Source organism: Rhodococcus sp. 15-649-2-2 (assembly GCF_002258645.1).
GTDB lineage: Bacteria > Actinomycetota > Actinomycetes > Mycobacteriales > Mycobacteriaceae > Rhodococcoides.
This window is the reverse complement of sequence record NZ_NPFM01000031.1, coordinates 680,703-699,771: the sequence shown is the minus strand read 5'-3', so window position 1 is coordinate 699,771 and position 19,069 is coordinate 680,703. Positions and strand designations below refer to the sequence as shown.

Annotated in this window: 20 protein-coding genes; 14 read left to right on the top strand and 6 right to left on the bottom strand. The window is 64.5% G+C overall.

Annotated features, from left to right (window positions below):
* Positions 1 to 2 precede the first annotated feature (2 nt).
* Positions 3 to 509 carry a M23 family metallopeptidase gene (locus CH305_RS24025; protein ID WP_094705036.1) on the bottom strand — a complete coding sequence of 169 codons (507 nt, stop codon included), beginning with the start codon at positions 507 to 509 and terminating at the stop codon, positions 3 to 5.
* A 347-nt stretch (positions 510 to 856) separates the two neighbouring features.
* Here CH305_RS24025 and rpsB point away from each other — a divergent pair, with 347 nt between their 5' ends.
* The 6 genes from rpsB to CH305_RS23995 all read left to right on the top strand — a co-directional run bounded on the left by rpsB (position 857) and on the right by CH305_RS23995 (position 5,951).
* Positions 857 to 1,762 (top strand): 30S ribosomal protein S2, encoded by a 906-nt coding sequence (rpsB, locus tag CH305_RS24020; protein WP_032403189.1) that lies wholly within the window; start codon positions 857 to 859, stop codon positions 1,760 to 1,762.
* 160 nt (positions 1,763 to 1,922) lie between these two features.
* Positions 1,923 to 2,747 (top strand): translation elongation factor Ts, encoded by an 825-nt coding sequence (gene tsf, locus CH305_RS24015; RefSeq protein WP_032403190.1) that lies wholly within the window; start codon positions 1,923 to 1,925, stop codon positions 2,745 to 2,747.
* Positions 2,748 to 2,923: 176 nt separating this feature from the next.
* Positions 2,924 to 3,652 carry a UMP kinase gene (gene pyrH, locus CH305_RS24010; protein ID WP_032377051.1) on the top strand — a complete coding sequence of 243 codons (729 nt, stop codon included), beginning with the start codon at positions 2,924 to 2,926 and terminating at the stop codon, positions 3,650 to 3,652.
* Between the two features lie 55 nt (positions 3,653 to 3,707).
* Positions 3,708 to 4,265 carry a ribosome recycling factor gene (gene frr, locus CH305_RS24005; RefSeq protein WP_027496705.1) on the top strand — a complete coding sequence of 186 codons (558 nt, stop codon included), beginning with the start codon at positions 3,708 to 3,710 and terminating at the stop codon, positions 4,263 to 4,265.
* 34 nt (positions 4,266 to 4,299) lie between these two features.
* On the top strand, positions 4,300 to 5,214 hold the full coding sequence (locus CH305_RS24000) for a phosphatidate cytidylyltransferase (RefSeq protein WP_094705034.1): 915 nt from the start codon (positions 4,300 to 4,302) through the stop codon (positions 5,212 to 5,214).
* A 17-nt stretch (positions 5,215 to 5,231) separates the two neighbouring features.
* The gene (locus CH305_RS23995; RefSeq protein ID WP_094705032.1) at positions 5,232 to 5,951 is read left to right on the top strand and encodes a class I SAM-dependent methyltransferase; all 720 of its coding nucleotides are present in this window, start codon (positions 5,232 to 5,234) and stop codon (positions 5,949 to 5,951) included.
* A 30-nt stretch (positions 5,952 to 5,981) separates the two neighbouring features.
* Here CH305_RS23995 and CH305_RS23990 read toward each other — a convergent pair whose 3' ends face one another.
* Together CH305_RS23990 and CH305_RS23985 are read right to left on the bottom strand one after the other, a co-directional pair.
* A complete protein-coding gene (locus CH305_RS23990) occupies positions 5,982 to 6,824 on the bottom strand; it encodes a CoA ester lyase (protein ID WP_032403192.1) in 843 nt (280 codons plus the stop codon).
* 102 nt (positions 6,825 to 6,926) lie between these two features.
* The gene (locus tag CH305_RS23985; RefSeq protein ID WP_094705030.1) at positions 6,927 to 7,346 is read right to left on the bottom strand and encodes a lipopolysaccharide assembly LapA domain-containing protein; all 420 of its coding nucleotides are present in this window, start codon (positions 7,344 to 7,346) and stop codon (positions 6,927 to 6,929) included.
* Positions 7,347 to 7,473: 127 nt separating this feature from the next.
* On the opposite strand from CH305_RS23985, the gene rlmN reads away from it, so the two are divergent.
* On the top strand, positions 7,474 to 8,625 hold the full coding sequence (gene rlmN, locus CH305_RS23980; RefSeq protein ID WP_052058493.1) for a 23S rRNA (adenine(2503)-C(2))-methyltransferase RlmN: 1,152 nt from the start codon (positions 7,474 to 7,476) through the stop codon (positions 8,623 to 8,625).
* A gap of 7 nt (positions 8,626 to 8,632) precedes the next feature.
* On the opposite strand, the gene CH305_RS23975 is transcribed toward rlmN, so the two are convergent.
* Entirely contained in the window at positions 8,633 to 8,902 is a 270-nt protein-coding gene (locus CH305_RS23975; RefSeq protein WP_094610547.1) for a DUF2631 domain-containing protein, read from the bottom strand.
* Positions 8,903 to 9,115: 213 nt separating this feature from the next.
* Here CH305_RS23975 and puuE point away from each other — a divergent pair, with 213 nt between their 5' ends.
* Entirely contained in the window at positions 9,116 to 10,015 is a 900-nt protein-coding gene (gene puuE, locus CH305_RS23970; protein WP_032403600.1) for an allantoinase PuuE, read from the top strand.
* Position 10,016: 1 nt separating this feature from the next.
* Here puuE and CH305_RS23965 read toward each other — a convergent pair whose 3' ends face one another.
* A complete protein-coding gene (locus CH305_RS23965; RefSeq protein WP_094705028.1) occupies positions 10,017 to 10,538 on the bottom strand; it encodes a DUF1990 family protein in 522 nt (173 codons plus the stop codon).
* A 69-nt stretch (positions 10,539 to 10,607) separates the two neighbouring features.
* Here CH305_RS23965 and dxr point away from each other — a divergent pair, with 69 nt between their 5' ends.
* The 5 genes from dxr (at position 10,608) to CH305_RS23940 (ending at position 17,062) form a co-directional block, all read left to right on the top strand.
* A complete protein-coding gene (gene dxr / locus CH305_RS23960) occupies positions 10,608 to 11,801 on the top strand; it encodes a 1-deoxy-D-xylulose-5-phosphate reductoisomerase (protein ID WP_256983975.1) in 1,194 nt (397 codons plus the stop codon).
* Positions 11,802 to 11,806: 5 nt separating this feature from the next.
* Entirely contained in the window at positions 11,807 to 13,030 is a 1,224-nt protein-coding gene (locus CH305_RS23955) for an RIP metalloprotease (RefSeq protein WP_037151414.1), read from the top strand.
* Positions 13,031 to 13,063: 33 nt separating this feature from the next.
* Complete coding sequence (gene ispG, locus CH305_RS23950; RefSeq protein ID WP_170944836.1) at positions 13,064 to 14,227, top strand: flavodoxin-dependent (E)-4-hydroxy-3-methylbut-2-enyl-diphosphate synthase; 1,164 nt, start codon at positions 13,064 to 13,066, stop codon at positions 14,225 to 14,227.
* A 121-nt stretch (positions 14,228 to 14,348) separates the two neighbouring features.
* Positions 14,349 to 15,185 carry a GNAT family N-acetyltransferase gene (locus CH305_RS23945; RefSeq protein WP_032403196.1) on the top strand — a complete coding sequence of 279 codons (837 nt, stop codon included), beginning with the start codon at positions 14,349 to 14,351 and terminating at the stop codon, positions 15,183 to 15,185.
* Between the two features lie 86 nt (positions 15,186 to 15,271).
* A complete protein-coding gene (locus CH305_RS23940; RefSeq protein WP_032403603.1) occupies positions 15,272 to 17,062 on the top strand; it encodes a penicillin-binding transpeptidase domain-containing protein in 1,791 nt (596 codons plus the stop codon).
* A gap of 21 nt (positions 17,063 to 17,083) precedes the next feature.
* On the opposite strand, the gene CH305_RS23935 is transcribed toward CH305_RS23940, so the two are convergent.
* Positions 17,084 to 17,971, bottom strand: coding sequence for a LuxR C-terminal-related transcriptional regulator (locus tag CH305_RS23935; protein ID WP_094705310.1), 888 nt, complete (start codon positions 17,969 to 17,971; stop codon positions 17,084 to 17,086).
* 150 nt (positions 17,972 to 18,121) lie between these two features.
* Between CH305_RS23935 and map the strand changes: the two genes are divergently transcribed.
* Positions 18,122 to 18,997 (top strand): type I methionyl aminopeptidase, encoded by an 876-nt coding sequence (gene map, locus CH305_RS23930; protein ID WP_052058473.1) that lies wholly within the window; start codon positions 18,122 to 18,124, stop codon positions 18,995 to 18,997.
* The last annotated feature ends 72 nt before the right edge of the window (positions 18,998 to 19,069 follow it).

The following is a 19,069-nucleotide window of genomic DNA, read 5'->3' as shown; positions in this document are numbered from 1 at the left end:
GATCACCGGCTCGGTCCGTCCACTGGTTTCAATCTGATCGGACGGGTGCGCACCAGAGCCGTCGGATCGAGGTATTCGCGGCCCCGCCTGATGCCCCAGTGCAGACATGCGGACGAGCAGCCCTCGTGTCCGGACGCCAGTGAACCCAGCACCGTTCCGCGGCGGACCCGGGTTCCTGCTGTAACCGAGGCCGTCACCGGCTCGTACGTCGATCGCAGTCCTCCCGGATGGTCCACCGACACGACGGGTTTTCCCGCGACCGAACCGGCGAAGACCACCGTGCCGTCGGCCACCGCCAGTACCGATCGGCCCTCCTCGGCGGCCAGGTCGACACCGCGGTGTCCGGGAAGCCAATTCTGGTCGGGGCGGTCGAACGGGGTGACGATTCGGGGCTTCGGTTGCAGCGGCCAGGCGAAGTCGCCCGGGGCGGCCGATGCCACCGCCGTCGAGAGCGAGAGGGCGACCACGACGCCGATCGACGATGCTCGTAGTGCGAGACGAATGTTCACCCGTCGACCATCTCCCGAATCCGAGCACACGAACGACAGCGAACGTCGATTGTGGACGGCGGACTTGTTTGTCCACAGGTAGCGGAATCTCTTGACAGTCGGGCCTGGTTATGACGGGGGGCGCGGCAGGTCTACACTCGTCGATGCGGCCTGTGCGTGCACGGGTCGACTTCGCGCGTCCGCTTTCTTCGCATCGACTGCCACGGCAGAACTACCGATACGAGAACCGGTTGTCGGCGGTCCTGAGGATCCTCGAGATCCGCAGGTCCGGCAACTCCAGCGGCCGCCAGGGCAGAGGTCACCGACACTCTGCGTCAACCGCACCATCGAAAGAGAGTTCTTCAGCCATGGCTGTAGTAACAATGAAGCAGCTGCTCGACAGCGGCACACACTTCGGACACCAGACCCGTCGCTGGAACCCGAAGATGAAGCGATTCATCTTCACCGACCGCAACGGCATCTACATCATCGACTTGCAGCAGACTCTGACCTTCATCGACAAGGCCTACGAGTTCGTCAAAGAGACCGTCGCCCACAACGGCACGGTTCTGTTCGTCGGAACCAAGAAGCAGGCACAGGAGTCCATCGCCGCTGAGGCGACCCGCGTGGGCATGCCCTACGTGAACCAGCGCTGGCTCGGTGGCATGCTCACCAACTTCCAGACGGTGCACAAGCGTCTGCTCCGTCTCAAGGAGCTCGAGGCCATGGAGCAGACCGGTGGCTTCGAGGGACGCACCAAGAAGGAAATCCTCATGCTCACGCGTGAGATGACCAAGCTCGACCGCACCCTCGGTGGCATCCGGGACATGGCCAAGGTTCCGTCGGCCATCTGGATCGTCGACACCAACAAGGAGCATCTCGCCGTTGCCGAGGCTCGCAAGTTGAACATCCCGGTCATCGCGATCCTCGACACCAACTGCGATCCCGACGTGGTCGACTACCCGATCCCGGGCAACGACGACGCGATCCGTTCCGCTGCGCTGCTGACCAAGGTCGTCGCATCCGCAGTCGCCGAGGGCGTGCAGGCGCGAGCAGGTCAGAACACTGCATCCGACGCCAAGCCCGAGGTCGGCGCAGGCGAGCCCCTCGCCGAATGGGAGCTCGAGCAGCTCCAGCAGGCGTCACCGGCAGCCGACGCACCGGCAGCAGAGGCACCGGCAACCGAGGCTGCGGCAGCAGAGGAAGCTCCGGCAACCGACGCTCCCGCTGCAGAGGCTCCGGCAGCAGAGGAAGCACCGGCCGCTCAGGCTTGATCGAATTCGGTCCCGGTTCACCGAAGTGGGGTGGGCCGGGGCCGCTTCGGTATGTCAGGGTGGTCGTCGCGTCAGCTCTGAAATGAGCCCGTCGATCACGCCCTGAGAACAGCATTTTTCGTCAACGCCCGTAACCAGACTTTGAGGAGGCTCGCCCACGATGGCGAACTACACTGCCGCCGACGTCAAGCGGCTCCGTGAGCTCACCGGCTCCGGAATGATGGACTGCAAGAACGCGCTCGCCGAGAACGACGGCGACTACGACAAGGCCGTCGAGTACCTGCGTATCAAGGGCGCCAAGGACGTCGGCAAGCGCGCCGAGCGCAACACCGCCGAGGGCCTCGTCGTCGCCGAGGGTGGCGTGCTCGTCGAGATCAACTCCGAGACCGACTTCGTGGCCAAGAACGACGAGTTCCAGACGTTCGCCGCGTCCGTCGCGTCGACGGCTGCAGCAGGCAAGCCGGCCGATGTCGACGCCCTCAAGGCGCTCGACCTGAACGGCAAGACCGTCGAGACGGCCCTGAACGAGTTGTCGGCCAAGATCGGCGAGAAGCTGGAAATTCGCCGCGTCGTGTCCTACGACGGCCACACCGCGACGTACCTGCACAAGCGCAGCGCGGACCTGCCGCCTGCCGTCGGCGTGCTGGTCGAATACACCGGTGACGGCGACGCCGCAGGCGATGCCGCTCGCGCGGCCGCCATGCAGATCGCCGCGCTCAAGGCCAAGTACGTCAGCCGTGACGAGGTCCCCGAGGATCTGGTTGCGGCCGAGCGTCGCATCGCCGAAGAGACCGCTCGCGAAGAAGGCAAGCCGGAGCAGGCTCTGCCGAAGATCGTCGAAGGTCGCGTCAACGGATTCTTCAAGGACGTCGTTCTCACCGAGCAGAAGTCGGTTCAGGACGGCAACAAGACCGTGAAGGCCATTCTCGACGAGGCCGGCGTGACCATCACCCGCTTCTCTCGATTCGAGGTCGGCGCCAGCTAGTCTGCGCACCTGTCGGTCGAGGCGATGCCGTTCATTCGATTCCATCGAGTGGGCGGCATCGTTCGTGCGCAGGGCAGGTGGGTGTGCAGGTCGGAGCCGTGTCCACCGATCGTGTGTCGATAGGGCAGGATGATCGGTGAGTAAACCGTAGTGTTCGACGAGTACCGAGGAGAGCTATGACCGATCCGGCCCCTGACCGTCCCGGGTTCCGACGTGTGATGCTCAAACTGGGTGGGGAGATGTTCGGTGGCGGCCAAGTGGGGCTCGACCCGGATGTCGTGAACAACGTTGCCGAACAGATCGCCGAGGTGGTGGCCACCGGAGTTCAGGTCGCCGTGGTGATCGGTGGCGGAAACTTCTTCCGTGGTGCCGAACTGCAGCAGCGCGGAATGGATCGATCTCGCTCGGACTACATGGGCATGCTCGGCACGGTCATGAATTGCCTTGCGCTGCAGGATTTCCTGGAAAAGCAGGGAGTGGCAACCAGGGTGCAGACGGCAATCACCATGGGCCAGGTCGCGGAGCCGTACTTACCGCTACGCGCGCGCAGGCACCTGGAGAAGGGCCGCGTCGTGATCTTCGGGGCCGGGATGGGGATGCCGTACTTCTCCACCGACACCACGGCCGCACAGCGCGCTCTGGAAATCGGAGCCGAGGTGCTGCTGATGGCAAAGGGCGTCGACGGCGTCTACTCGGCCGATCCGCGTCTGGACCCCGACGCGACGATGTTCGACACGATCACTCACCGCGAGGCGATCGAGCAGGGACTCAAAGTCGCCGACGCGACTGCCTTCAGCCTCTGCATGGACAACCAGATGCCGATGTTGGTGTTCAATTTGTTGGTTCAAGGAAACATTGCTCGCGCCGTGGCGGGCGAGAAGATCGGCACGCTGGTCACGTCGTGAACGTCACCGACAAGACCGCGGGTGAATCGAGAACGAAGACGATGGAGGACAGATCGTGATTGACGAAGCGCTCTTCGACGCCGAAGAGAAGATGGAAAAGGCCGTATCGGTTGCACGTGACGATCTGTCCTCGATCCGTACCGGGCGTGCCAACCCCGGAATGTTCTCGCGCATCGTCATCGAGTACTACGGAGCGCCGACGCCGATCACTCAGCTGGCGAGCATCAGCGTTCCGGAAGCTCGTCTGGTCGTGATCAAGCCGTACGAGTCGAATCAGCTGGGGCCGATCGAAACTGCGATCCGCAACTCGGACCTCGGGGTGAACCCCACGAACGACGGCAACCTGATTCGTATCGGTGTGCCGCAGTTGACCGAGGAACGACGCCGCGAATTCGTCAAGCAGGCGAAGGGCAAGGGCGAGGACGCGAAGGTCTCCATTCGCAACGTTCGCCGCAAGACGATGGAAGAGCTCAAGCGGATCCAGAAGGACGGTGAAGCGGGCGAAGACGACGTCGTGCGCGCGGAAAACGAGCTCGACAAAACGACCGCCAAGTACACCGCGTCGGTGGACGAACTCGTCAAGCGCAAAGAGGGCGAGTTGATGGAGGTCTGACCTCCGAGAGGAATGGCTTTCACGACGGCAGACGATGAATCGCGAGGAGTTGACGACAGTGGTGGGACCGGATCGGCAGGAGGGCAGCGGTACGCCCGCTGCCTCGTCCGGGGTCGCTGCCGCGAAGTCCGCCGGGAAAGCCGGCCGTAATCTGCCTGCCGCGATCGGCGTCGGCGGCAGTTTGGGTATCGGGTTGATTCTCGTGCTCGTGTTCGTCCCGCTGGTGTGGATCGGGGTCGTCGCGGTTGCGTTGGCCGTCGCGACGTACGAGGTATCCAAGCGGCTCCGTGAGGGCGGTGTGCTGGTTCCGCGCATCCCGCTGATTCTCGGCGGTCAGGCCATGATCTGGCTGGGCTGGCCGTTCGGTGCCGTCGGAGTACTCAGTGCCGCGGTGGGCACCGTTGTGGTCTGCATGGTGTGGCTGTTACTCCGTCAGGGGTTCGGCACCGCACCGAAGAATTACCTCGAAGAACTCTCGGTCACCGTTCTGGTGGCCTGTTGGTTACCGCTCCTGGCCTCGTTCGCCGTTCTGATGGTTCTGCAGGACAACGGTGCCGGCCGCATCCTGGTGTTCGTCATCGGCGTCGTCTGTTCGGATGTCGGCGGTTACATCGCCGGCGTGTTGTTCGGCAAACACCCGATGGCACCGGCGATCAGCCCGAAGAAGTCCTGGGAGGGGCTCGTCGGGTCGGTCATCTTCTGCGTCATCGGTTGCCTGCTGACGGTGACCCTGATCCTCGAGGCGAACTCGATGATCGGTGTGTTGCTGGGAGTCGTGCTGGTCGTCACGGGCACCCTGGGCGACCTCATAGAATCGCAGGTCAAGCGCGACCTGAGAATCAAGGACATGGGCTCGTTGCTCCCCGGGCACGGCGGCATCATGGACCGACTCGACTCGCTGCTGCCGTCGGCGTTCGTTGCCTGGCTCGTCTTCACCGTCTTGCTCTGAAACGACTCGATCGGACGATGGGCGCAGATCGCGGCGGGGTGATCCCCAGTCCCAACATCTGGCACTGGCCACACTTGTACGAGGCAGAGAACCGTGCTCAAGATGTCGACGGTGCCGTGTTCGAGGCAATCAGGTCGGTCGCGAACTGGGCGTCCAAGGCAGTTGTCGACGTGGGCTGTGGAAGCGGATTTCACCTTCCGATCTTTGCCGCCGACGCCGCCGATGTGCTGGGTGTCGAGCCGCACGAACCGCTTGCGGCAGCGGCGAGATCCCGGGTGGCCGGCCTCTCGAACGTCGACGTGAAGGTCGGTCGAGCAGATTCGCTACCCGTCGCCGATGGGAGCATCGACCTCGTTCATGCCCGCACGGCGTACTTCTTCGGCCCCGGCTGCGGTCCGGGTATTCGCGAGGCGATGCGCGTCCTCCGGCCCGGCGGCGCACTGGTCGTGGTCGACCTCGACGCGACGGCGTCGCCGTACGGTGACTGGATGCGTGCGGATCTTCCGCAGTACGATCCTGTGGCCGTCGAGGCATTCTTCGATGCGCAGGGGTTCGAGCTGCTTCGCGTCGGCACCAGATGGGCGTTTCCCGACCGTCGGACCTTGCGCGAGGTAATGGGAATCGAGTTCTCCCCGCGAGTAGCGCGTATGGCAGCACGGGAGGTCGACGGACTCGCTCTGGATGTGCGCTATCGCATCCACGTTCGGTGCAAACCGGCGGGAGTCGAATTGCGCTGAGGTGGGCCCGCGCACCTCAGCGCCGGGTGATCAGGACGCGCCGGAGATTCCGAAAACCTCGGCGAGTTCGCTGATCTTGAGCGCCTTCGCCAGCCGAGGCAGGTCGCTACCGTCTTTGACGTGGGCACCGTCGGCGCCGAGAGCATCGATCACGTCGCGTGCCCAGGACACGTCCGTGGGTGAGGGTGCCAATTCGCGGTTGACGATGGCCACCTGATCGGTGTGCATGCACAGTTTGCCTGCCATGCCCATCGACAGCGTCAAGGCTGCATCGCGTCCGAGGATGCTGTCGTTCGCGGTCAACGTCGGACCGTCGATGGGTCCGGGCAGTCGTGCCACCCGTGAGGAGACGACCAGGCGCGAGCGGGGGTAGGCCATCGCCAGTGGATCGTCACTCATACCGGTGTCGCGTCGGAAGTCGCCGCTGCCGAAAGCGAGACGGAAGGTCGAATCCGCGCGGGCGATCTCGGTAGCCGCTTCGAGGCCCATGGCCGACTCGACCAACGCCAGAATCGGGGTACCGGGTGCCAGGCGGGCCGCAGTTGCCTCGACCTGGCCACCGCTTTCGGTCTTGGCGAGCATGACGCCGACCAGACCGGGGAGACCGGACAACGCGGCGAGATCGTCGGCCCAGTACGGGGTCGTTGCATCGTTGATGCGCACCCATGCGGAATTGCCCTGGCTCAGCCACTGAACAACAGCCTCGCGTGCGGCGGGCTTCTTGGCCGGAGCGACGGCGTCCTCGATGTCGAGGATGACGGCATCGACTCCCGACGCGACTGCATCGCCGAAGGTGTCGGGCTTGGTTGCGGGCACCAGCAGCCAGGAGCGCGCGCGGTCGGGGGCAACGCCGGATGCCACTGGTGTCTCCATGAAAGTTGTCACGTCATGCTCCTCGAGTGAAGTGGGGCACCCACAGCCTGATCGATTCAGTGAGTCAGCGCCAGCTTCTGTACATAGTGTTCACGAGCCGCGTTACTTCTTTTTCGCAGAGCGCCGTACCTGAAGGATTCGAGCCCCTCCCACCATGGCCATCACCAGTGCGCCCGCGATCGCGGCCAGCAACATGCTGATGCCGAGCGGAAGATCGAGCTGCCACGCGAAGATCTGCACGGTGACCGAGTCGAGGTTCTGCACGATGAACACGAGGAGAACGACCAGAACCACGGCTCCCACCACGAGGCCGGTCCACAGGGCAGCGGTGCGAGTGTGGGCGATGTCGTTCGAGCCGGCGGCCTGCCGCTCGGGAACGAACTCCGGATCGGGCGCCGAGTGACCGTCCGAATCCGGGGTGGTGATCGGAGCGAGGTCGCCCGAGGCCCTGTGTTCGCCGGGGAGGCCCGCGCTCGACTTGTCAAGCGATGTCTCGTGACTGTCTTCAGCTCTGGTGGCCATGTCGATGATCCTTCCGCACGTGGAGGTCGAATGCACGCGCATCCGGCCACGTCGCCAGTACCCGTCGGACAACGGTCGGAAACCGACGCGAATAGGACTGCGAGGCAAACGGGTGGACAATGGAGGCATGAGTGAGGCCGCCGACGCAACGAACACCTCGACCGAGCAGAAGAGACCGAATCTTCCCTTGGTCTTCACTGCGCCGCGCCGGGGCATGCCGTCGCGTCACCTCGCCGACCTGGACAAAGAGGGCCTCCGGGAGGCGGTGAAGGCGCTCGGACTGCCTGCGTTCCGGGCGGATCAGCTGGCGCGCCACTACTACGCGCGGCTCGAAGCCGACACCACCAAGATGACCGACCTCCCGGCCGAGGCTCGCGAGAAGGTCGGTGCCGATCTCTTCCCCACGTTGCTGACGCCGATCAAGCACCTGGCATGTGACGACGGTGACACTCGAAAGACCCTGTGGAAGGCCAACGACGGGACGTTGCTCGAGAGCGTTCTGATGCGATACCCGGATCGGGCCACTCTGTGCATCTCCAGTCAGGCCGGGTGCGGAATGGCCTGTCCTTTCTGTGCGACCGGCCAGGCCGGTCTGACGAGAAACCTGTCGACCGCCGAGATCGTCGACCAGGTCCGTTCGGCTGCGGCCGATCTGCGTGACGGCGTGGTTCACGGCGGCGAAGGCCGACTGTCGAACGTGGTGTTCATGGGGATGGGCGAGCCGCTGGCCAACTACAAACGCGTCGTCGCTGCAGTGCGCAAGATCGTCTCACCGGCACCCGACGGTCTGGGACTCTCCCAACGTTCGGTCACCGTGTCGACGGTCGGTCTGGCTCCGGCCATTCGCAAGTTGGCCGACGAGGGATTGTCCGTCACGTTGGCTGTGTCCTTGCACACGCCCGACGACGAGCTTCGCGACACGTTGGTTCCGGTCAACAACCGGTGGTCGGTGGCGGAGGTTCTCTCCGCCGCTCGGTACTACGCCGATCAGACCGGTCGACGCGTCTCGATCGAGTACGCGATGATCCGGGACGTCAACGATCAGCCTTGGCGAGCGGACATGTTGGGCAAGAAGCTGCACAAGGCGCTCGGATCCCGGGTTCACGTGAACCTGATCCCGCTCAATCCGACTCCGGGCAGCGAGTGGGATGCCAGCCCGAAGCCAGTGGAGCGAGAATTCGTCAGACGAGTGATTGCGCAGGGTGTCTCGTGCACGGTGCGCGACACCCGTGGCCAGGAGATCGCCGCGGCGTGCGGTCAGCTGGCAGCCGAGAACTGACCGGCAGCTAGCGGGGCTTGCGGCGAACGATCACGTCACGCACGACCAGTCCGACCAGACCGACGGCGAATCCGATCAGCCACAGGTCCTCGACCTTGCCGGTGTGGTTGCCGATGATCATGAAGAGCAGGAACGCGGCGACGACGATGGCGGCCACTCGCATCGCACGGTTCGACTCGCCACTCCATCCCCACTCGGCGGACGGCACGTCCGGAACCTCGTGACGGGTATCGACGACCTGGTCGTACGAAGCGGTTTCCAGTTCGTTGTTTGCCACCGGTCGGTCCTCTCGAGTGATGATTCACGTTGACGTGCGCACGAGGCGTCGAGGCTGCCGCGTTGCGACAATATTGGCATACGACCGCCCGTCGTAGCCATCAGGGTTGCGCTCACCCGGCGCGAGTATCTACTTCGGTGAGAGACTGCCTCGGTGACGTCCGAGCGCCTTCCGCACCCGCTGACCCAGTTTCCGCTGAGCTACCCCCGTGACATGGTCGGGTACGGCCGAACACCACCGGATGCCCAGTGGCCGGGAGAGGCGAACATCGCCGTCCAATTCGTCCTCAATTACGAGGAGGGCGCGGAGAACAATGTGCTCGACGGCGACACCAAGTCCGAGACGTTCCTGTCGGAAATGATCGGGGCACAAGCGTTTCCGAACCGTCACATGAGCATGGAGTCCCTGTACGAGTACGGATCCAGGGCAGGTGTGTGGCGAGTACTGCGAGCATTCGAGAAACGAGATCTACCTCTGACGGTGTTCGCCGTCGCGAAAGCCATGGAGCGAAATCCGGAAGTGGTTGCCGCGCTGGCAGAGCTGGGCCACGAGATCGCCTGCCACGGCCTGCGGTGGCTGTCCTATCAGCAGATCGACGAGAACGTCGAGCGCGAGCACATGGCCGAGGCCGTGGCGATCCTGACGGAGCTGACCGGCTCGGCCCCGCTGGGGTGGTACACCGGCCGCGATTCACCGAACACGCGATCACTCGTCGTCGAGCACGGCGGATTCGTGTACGACTCCGATTCCTACGCCGACGACCTGCCGTACTGGGAGAAGGTGTCCACGGGCAATGGGGCGGTCGATCACCTGGTGGTGCCGTACACCCTCGACACCAACGACATGCGATTCGCCTCACCGGGAGGCTTCTCGACCGGGGACGAGTTCTTCGCACATCTTCGGGACGCGTTCGACGTGCTCTATGCCGAAGGCGAGCACGGCAGCCCCAAGATGCTCTCGGTCGGATTGCACTGTCGACTGGTCGGCAGGCCGGCTCGTATCGCGGCCCTCGAACGGTTTCTCGATCACGTGCAATCCCACGAGAAAGTATGGGTCGCCAAGCGAATCGACATCGCCGAGCACTGGCGCGCCGTACACCCGCCCGGCTCCTGACTCAGCGCGGCGAACGGCAGGCCTTCGCCAGCGCAGTCAGATACCGGTCGGTGAACAGAGCCTGGACGCGCCTTCCCACCGGGCCGCCGAGCCTGGTGTACCAGCGGCCGGGGCTCGAGAACGCGGTGATGTGAGCGGTGACGGTTCCGTCCGCGGGGGAGTAGTCGACGTGGAACAGCTCCTCCCCGGACTCGGGATGTCCGTCGAGTGTGCCGTAGGCGAAGCCCTGTCGGTTGGCCTCGTCGATGACGTAGACGACCTTGCACGGGATACGGATCGGACCGAGCGTGAGAACGACCACCGCGTCGGGAACGGCGGAATCTTCGCTCGAATGGATCTTCAGACCGGCACCGCGATGCATGTCCCACCGCATCAGGGCATCTGCTGCGGCCAGGAAGTCGTCGAGCCCCGACCCGACCACTCGCGACCTCTCGACGTAGTGGTAACCCGGCGGGAAGGGTCCCTTCGTCGCCCCCACATCGGTGTAGTTGAACGATGCTGCGCTGTACTTCGAGACGTCCATGCCTTCCACCCTGCCAGCATCGGCGGAGCGCATAGGGGTTTCTCAGGCTCGGTAGGCAACAATGGACCGGTGCCAGACCATAGTGAGCGAACGACCACCTCGGATCGCCCCGAGCCGATTCGCGTGCTGCTGCTGGGGAGTACCGGTTCGATCGGCACCCAAGCGCTCGACGTCATTGCAGCCAACCCGGATCGCTTCGTTGTGGTCGGTCTCGCAGCGGGCGGCGGAAACATCGACCTGCTTCGTCGTCAGATCGCCGAAACCGGTGCCCAGCGTGTCGCAGTCGCCGACTCGGACGCCGCCGCCGCACTCGATTTTCCCGGAACACTCAGTGGGCCAAGCGCAGTCACCGAGCTCGTCGAGACGACTCCGGCTGACGTCGTGCTCAATGCGCTGGTGGGTTCGCTCGGTCTCGAACCAACGCTCGCGGCGCTGAAAACCGGTGCCCGGCTCGCATTGGCCAACAAGGAATCACTGGTGGCGGGCGGCGAGCTCGTACTGGCCGCTGCCGCCCCCGGGCAAATCGTGCCGGTCGACTCGGAGCACTCCGCCTTGGCGCAGTGCCTACGAAGCGGCACCCGCAGCGAGGTGGATCGGTTGATCCTGACTGCGTCGGGTGGACCGTTCCGAGGATGGACCGAGACCGAACTGAAATCGGTCACCCCGAAGCAGGCCGCGGCCCATCCCACCTGGTCGATGGGTCCGATGAACACCTTGAACTCGGCGACCCTGGTGAACAAGGGGCTCGAGTTGATCGAGGCGCATCTGCTCTTCGGAGTGCCCTACGACAAGATCGACGTGACCGTTCACCGGCAATCCATCGTGCATTCCATGGTCACGTTCGTCGATGGCTCCACCATCGCCCAGGCCAGCCCGCCGGACATGAAGCTGCCGATCGGTCTGGCGCTCGGGTGGCCCGATCGGGTGTCCGATGTCGCTCGCGCACTCGACTTCACCTCGGCGTTCTCCTGGGACTTCGAGCCGCTGGACGATCGAGTGTTTCCCGCCGTACAGCTCGCACGCGAGGCCGGCATTCTGGGTGGTTGCACGACTGCGGTGTACAACGCGTCCAACGAGATCGCGGCCGAGGCATTCTTGGCCGGGCACATCGAATTCCCGCAGATCGTGCACACGGTGCGTGCGGTGGTCGACGACGGCAGGGCGGACTGGTCTGCGGTGCCGACTACCGTGGACGATGTTCTCGCGGCGGATTCCTGGGCTCGCGCACATGCGCGTGAGCTCCTGAAGCAGAAGGGCCTCTGACTCACATGGTGTTCGCACTCGGCGTCGTGCTGTTCGCCATCGGCATCGGTGTGTCGATCGCACTGCACGAGGCAGGACACATGTGGACCGCGAAAGCGCTCGGCATGAAGGTCCGTAGGTATTACATCGGTTTCGGTCCCAAGATTTTCTCCTTCCGGCGCGGCGAGACCGAGTACGGCCTCAAGGCGATTCCAGCCGGAGGATTCTGCGACATCGCCGGAATGACGGCGATCGACGAGCTCGCACCCGACGAAGTCGAGCGAGCCATGTATCGCCAGAAGACGTGGAAGCGGATCGTCGTCATGGTCGGCGGCATCGCGATGAACTTCGTGCTCGGCATCGTGCTGGTGTACGCGTTGGTGCTCGGCTGGGGAACCCCGGATCGGGTGACGCCGCCGACCGTCCAGGTCAGCGATGTCGTGTGCATCGCACCCTCGCAAACCGAGGACGGCGAACTCGCGCCGTGCTCGGGAGCGAGCCCGGCTGAGCAAGCGGGGCTCCGTAAGGGCGACGTGGTCACCGCAGTGAACGGCGAGCCGGTGCAGTACTGGTCCGAGGTCGTCGAAACTGTGCAGGCGTCGTCGGGGCCGGTGGATCTGACCGTCGAGCGAGACGGTTCGTCGCTGGACCTGACTATCCCGGTGACCGAGGTTCAGCGCTACGTCACCGATCCGGACACCGGAGCCAAGGAGTCCACGACCGTAGGCGCGGTCGGCGTCAGCGGTTCCACGATCGCGCCGCCGAATGTTCGGTACAACCCGATCGAGGCGGTACCCGAGACGTTCGTCTTCACCGGCGACATCTTCGTCCAGACCGGCAAAGCGCTCGTGCAGCTTCCCACCAAGGTGCAGGCGCTGTGGGAGTCGATCTTCGGTGGCGAACGTGGCCTCGACACCCCGATGAGCGTCGTGGGTGCGAGCGTGATCGGAGGTCAGGCCGCCGAGAACGACAACTGGGCAACCTTCGTGGGACTGCTCGCCTCGTTGAACTTCTTCCTCGGAGCGTTCAACATCGTTCCGTTGTTGCCGCTCGACGGTGGACACATCGCCGTGACCATCTACGAGCGCATCCGCAACATCTTCCGCAACCGCCGCGGCCTACCCGACGGCGCTCCGGTGGACTACATGAAACTCATGCCGGTCACCTACGTGGTCATCGTCGTTTTCATCGGGTTCTCCTTGTTGACGCTCACGGCGGACATCGTCAACCCCATTCAGATCTATCAGTAGACTCGTCAGTCGTAGCTAGGAAAGAAGGCCACTGTGACCGTGTCAGTCGGATTGGGAATGCCGGCACCGCCGGTGCCCGTGCTCGCGCCACGTCGAAAGACCAGGCAGCTCCAGGTCGGCACGGTGGGAGTGGGTAGTGATAGCCCCATCTCGGTGCAGTCCATGTGCACCACCAAGACTCACGACATCAACGCCACGCTGCAGCAGATCGCCGAGCTGACGGCGTCGGGCTGCGACATCGTGCGTGTGGCGTGCCCCACACAGGATGACGCCGATGCGCTGTCGATCATCGCCAAGAAGAGCCAGATCCCGGTGATCGCCGACATCCACTTTCAGCCCAAGTACATCTTCGCCGCTATCGATGCGGGCTGCGCCGCGGTCCGCGTCAATCCCGGCAACATCAAGGAATTCGACGGTCGCGTCAAGGAAGTCGCCAAGGCCGCAGGCGATGCGAACATCCCGATCCGCATCGGTGTGAACGCTGGATCCCTCGATCCCCGCCTGATGAAGAAGTACGGCAAGGCCACTCCCGAGGCACTCGTCGAGTCGGCGCTGTGGGAGGCCGGACTGTTCGAAGAACACGGATTCGGCGATATCAAGATCTCCGTCAAGCACAACGACCCTGTCGTGATGGTCGCCGCGTACGAGCAGCTCGCCGCGCAGTGCGACTACCCGCTGCACCTCGGCGTCACCGAGGCCGGGCCCGCGTTCCAGGGGACCATCAAGTCCGCAGTCGCCTTCGGTGCGTTGCTGTCCAAGGGGATCGGCGACACCATTCGCGTCTCCTTGTCGGCACCGCCTGCGGAGGAGATCAAGGTGGGCAACCAGATTCTGCAGTCCTTCAATCTCCGCCCCCGCAAGCTCGAGATCGTCTCGTGCCCGTCCTGTGGGCGTGCGCAGGTCGACGTCTACACCCTCGCCGACGAGGTCACTGCGGGCCTCGAAGGCATGGAGATCCCGCTGCGCGTTGCCGTGATGGGCTGCGTCGTCAACGGACCGGGCGAGGCGCGTGACGCTGATCTGGGCGTGGCATCGGGCAACGGCAAGGGCCAGATCTTCGTCAAGGGCAAGGTCATCAAGACCGTGCCCGAGGCGCAGATAGTGGAGACCTTGATCGAGGAAGCAATGCGCATCGCCGAGGAATTCGAGAAGGACGAGTCTGCAGACGGTGGCGCTCCGGTGGTGACCGTCAGCTGAGCAGGACGAACCCGGTCGTCATCCGGTTTGTCGCACTGCCACCGGGGGAACACGTTCTCTGGAATGATTCGGTGCACGCTCGGTCGATGTGTACGCGGTAGGTGGGTCAGGAGGTCGGTAGGTGCTCAAGCTCCTCGGTGCGAAGCCTCTCGGTAATCGAGACACCGCACACGTGCTGCGCGTGCTCGACGCCGACCCGGTCGCGACCTGCATGGTTGCCGCCCGGGTGCAAGAATCCGGACTGGATCCCAGGTCGTTTCACGGTGAGATGTGGAGTAGGGGCGGCCCGGACGAATCGTTGTGCTTCTACGGAGCGAACCTCGTTCCACTGCTCGGATCGGGCGACGACCTCCGGTCGTTCGCAGACCGTGCGTGCCGCGGCCCCCGATTGTGTTCCTCGCTGGTCGGGCGGGCCGAACTGACGCTGCCGCTGTGGGAGATGCTCGAGACCGACTGGGGCCCCGCCCGGGAGGTCCGCGGTGAGCAACCACTGCTGGCCACGTCGGTGCGTTCGTCTTTGCCACCCGATCCTCAGGTCCGTCTCGTTCGACCCGACGAGCTCGACGTGTATCTCACTGCGGCCGTCGCCATGTTCATCGAGGAAGTCGGAGTCGACCCCCGGCAGAACGACGGCGGCCGTGGATACAGACGCCGGATCTCGAGTCTCATTGCGGCGCAGCGTGCCTGGGCTCGATTCGAGGACGGCCGAGTGGTGTTCAAGGCCGAGATCGGATCGCAGTCGGCGACGGTGGGCCAGATCCAGGGCGTGTGGGTTCACCCCGACCGGCGTGGACACGGTCTCGGTGCGTCCGGTACCGCCGCAGTGGTCGACTCGGTCGTTCGTCAGGGCCGCACCGCCAGCCTGTACGTCAACAGCTTCAACTACGTCGCCCGGCGGGCGTACGCGAAAATCGGGCTGACTCAGGTGGCAACCTTCACCACGGTATTGCTCGATTAGCTTGTCGCGAACCGCGTTTCGTTGCCATCGGTCAGGGGTGCGCCCTATTACGATGGGGCGCAATGAGATCACGTGGTGCAACCGAGATGCGGTATCGAGTCGGCGTGGTGCTGGCGATCGGAGCCGTGGTTGCTGCTTCGCTCACCGGGTGTACCCCCAAGCCTGACGGCCCGGAGCCCGCGGCCCAGGCATTTCTCGCCGCCTTCGAGTCCAATGACATCGCCGCTGCCGCTGCGGACACCGACAAGCCCGATGCCGCCGCCACCGCACTGACCGAGGCGTGGACCAATCTGCAGGCCGAGTCCCTGGACGCGCAGACGACGTCGGTGCAGGTCGACGGAGATACCGCCACAGTCGGTTACACGTACACGTGGCAGCTGCCGAAGGACCGGGTGTGGACCTACGACGGTCAGCTGAACATGGGGCGCAGCGAGGGCGACTGGGTGGTGCGCTGGACGGCGTCGGACATCCATCCCAAGCTCGGTGACACCCAAACCATGTCGCTGCGCTCGACGGCGGCCCCGAGGGCCCGCGTCAACGAGCGTTCCGGAACCGACGTTCTGGTGCCCGGCGTCGTGCATCGAATCAAGTTCGACGCAGCGAATGCGAACAACGTGGTGGCATCGGCGACTGCGTTGTCGACGCTGCTGACTCCGTTCGACGCGTCGATCACGGCTCAGTCCATCGTGGAGTCGGCCACCTCGGTCGACGGCGACTATCCGGTGGCACTGCTGCGTGAGAGCGACTTTCAGCCCATCTCGGCAGCGCTCACCGAGATTCCCGGTGTCACGGCATCCGACGAGTCGGATCTGGTGTCCACCGACCCCACGTTCGCGCCGGATCTGGTGGGTCAGGTCAAGAAGGCCGTCATCGACGAGGTCGACGGTCAGGCGGGCTGGAGCGTGGTGACCAGCAACCGCAACGGCGTCGACGTCGACGTTCTGACCGATACTCCGCCGCAGCCCGCTCCATCCTTCTCGATCAGCCTCGATCGCAATATCCAGGTCGCGGCGCAGCGAGCAGTGAACGCGCGCACCGAGCAGGCGATGACGGTGGTCATTCAACCGTCGACGGGTGCGATCCTGGCGGTAGCGCAGAACCCGGCTGCCGACCGGGACGGACCGGTGGCGTCCGCCGGTCTCTACCCGCCCGGATCGACGTTCAAGATCATCACCGCCGGCGCTGCCATTTCGAGCGGACTGGCGACCCCGGGCAGCACCGTTCCGTGTCCGGGTCGCATCGAGATCGGCGAGCGCAGTGTGCCCAACTACAACGAGTTCTCGCTCGGCGACGTCACGATGAGTACCGCGTTCACTCGATCGTGCAACACCTCGTTCGCGAAACTGGCCAGCGAGATGTCGCCCGACGCGTTGACCGTCGCGGCATCTCAGTTCGGCGTCGGCCCGGATTACGACGTCGTCGGGCTGCCGACCGACTCGGGTTCGGTGCCCCCGGCGGACGAGCTCGTCCAACGCACCGAGGACGGCTTCGGGCAGGGCAAGGTGGTCGTCTCCACCTTCGGCATGGCCTTGGCCGCGGCGACGGTGGCCCACGGTTCGACTCCGGTGCCGAACCTGTTGGTGGGACGCGACACGGTGATCACCGGTGATCACCCGCCGATCGAACCGGCGATGGTCGACGGACTACGCGGGATGATGCGATCGGTGGTCACCAGCGGGACGGCCGAGCGCATCGCAGACCAGGGTGAGGTCTACGGAAAGACCGGTGAGGCCGAGGTCGAGGGCGGCTCGCACTCGTGGTTCGTCGGCTATCGAGGCGACATCGCGTTTGCCACGCTCGTGGTGCGTGGGGGCAGCTCGGACAACGCTGTTGCGGTGACCCGGGAAATGTTCGAGCAGCTGCCACCGGGGTACTGAGCGAACAACCGGTGTGGCAGATCAGGCCGTCACGATGCCCAGCCGACGGCACGCCACCACGGCTTCGTATCGGGTATGCGACTCGGTTTTTCGCATCACGCTCCGCAGGTACGACTTGACCGTTTCGGCACCGATCGACAGGCGCTGTGCAACCTCGATGTTGGTGCAGCCCAACGCAACCTGTGAGATCACGTCGATTTCGCGTGGTGTCAACAGGGGTGGAGACTGCGGTACGGTGCCGTCCGGCTGTATCTCTGTGGACGACACTCCCTGGCCGAGGGTCGCTGCCATGCGAGCAGTGACCAGATCGAGTCTGCGCCGGATCTTCTCGTCACCCACGGACCGAGCGAGATCGGCCAGCTCCTCGTGAACGCTGCGCAGTTCGGCGGCCCGCGACAGGTCCGAATCGACAATCGAACGGGTGGTCGCCAGTAGACGAACCCTGCGGTCGACCTCGTCGCGAACGGCGATCTCCTGCCCGAGGCGTCGCGCGGCTGCCGTCATGATGTCGCCGACGCGATCGCCGAGCGGGCCTCGCTCGCGTACCGCGGCATACATCACTATCCGAGCGACTCCCGCCACCACCACAGGCATCGCGAGGATCGATTTGAGGCCTTCGCCGAGCACCGGTCGATCGAAGTGATGGGTGATCGACATGGACGATCCGTAATCGCTCACGGCTGCCGGTCTGCGCTGCTCCATGACGCGTCCACCGAGGCCCGACCGAGGTGGGATGGCGAGTCCGTCGAGACCACGGGTGCGGGTGCCCTGGAACTCGCTCAGATACAGAGTCTCCGAAGAGACTTCGCCGCCGAACACGACGGGCACATTCGACGTTGCCGCCACCTGGCGTAGTTCGGCGCGCAGGGCGTCGCCGTCACGAGGGCGCAGCAGATTCGAGTGAACCATGGTGCTGCCCTCCTTCGAGTCGGCAATCAGCGTCGGCAGTCGGCATTGAACGTGACCCAGATCATATCCGCTCGAGAGAACGATGATTCGATTGCCCGGGCATCCTGCTCTGGGCGGAGTGTCGGTACGGGGCCGACTACTCTGGGGCACATGTCTGTGACCGCCGAGAGCAAGCCCCGTCAGCCACTCGTACCAGGCGTCGTATCGCCCGTCCTCGCGGTGCCCAAGTCGATCGAGCGGCCCGAGTATGCGTGGAAGTCGACTGTCGCCGAAGGCAGCGAACCGTGGGTGCAGACTCCCGAGGTCATCGAGAAGATGCGGGTGGCATCGAAGATTGCGGCCAGGGCCCTACAGGAAGCGGGCCGGGCGGTGGCACCGGGAGTGACGACCGACGAGCTCGACCGCATCGCTCACGAGTACATGATCGATCACGGCGCATACCCGTCGACGTTGGGCTACAAGGGTTTTCCGAAGTCGTGCTGCACCTCGCTCAACGAGGTCATCTGTCACGGCATCCCCGACTCGACGGTGATCGAGGACGGCGACATCGTCAACATCGACGTCACCGCGTACATCGACGGAGTACACGGCGATACCAACGCAACGTTTCTGGCCGGCAACGTCTCCGAGGAGGCACGCCTGCTCGTCGAGCGCACCCACGAGGCCACCATGCGGGCCATCAAGGCAGTCAAGCCGGGTCGCGCACTGAATGTGGTGGGCCGCGTCATCGAGTCGTATGCGCACCGGTTCGGGTACGGAGTGGTCGAGGATTTCACCGGACACGGCATCGGTACCACCTTCCACAACGGTCTCGTCGTTCTGCACTACGACCAGCCGTCGGTGGACACCGTCATCGAGCCGGGAATGACCTTCACGATCGAACCGATGATCAATCTGGGCACGATCAACGCCGAGATGTGGGACGACGGCTGGACGGTGGTCACACACGACAAGAAGTGGACCGCGCAGTTCGAGCACACCCTTGTGGTCACCGAGACGGGCAGCGAGATTCTGACCCTGCCGTGAGCGGAGCCCGCGGAGTGAACAGAAAACCAATGCCGTGAGCGGAGCCTGCGGAGTGAACAGAAAAAAACGAAT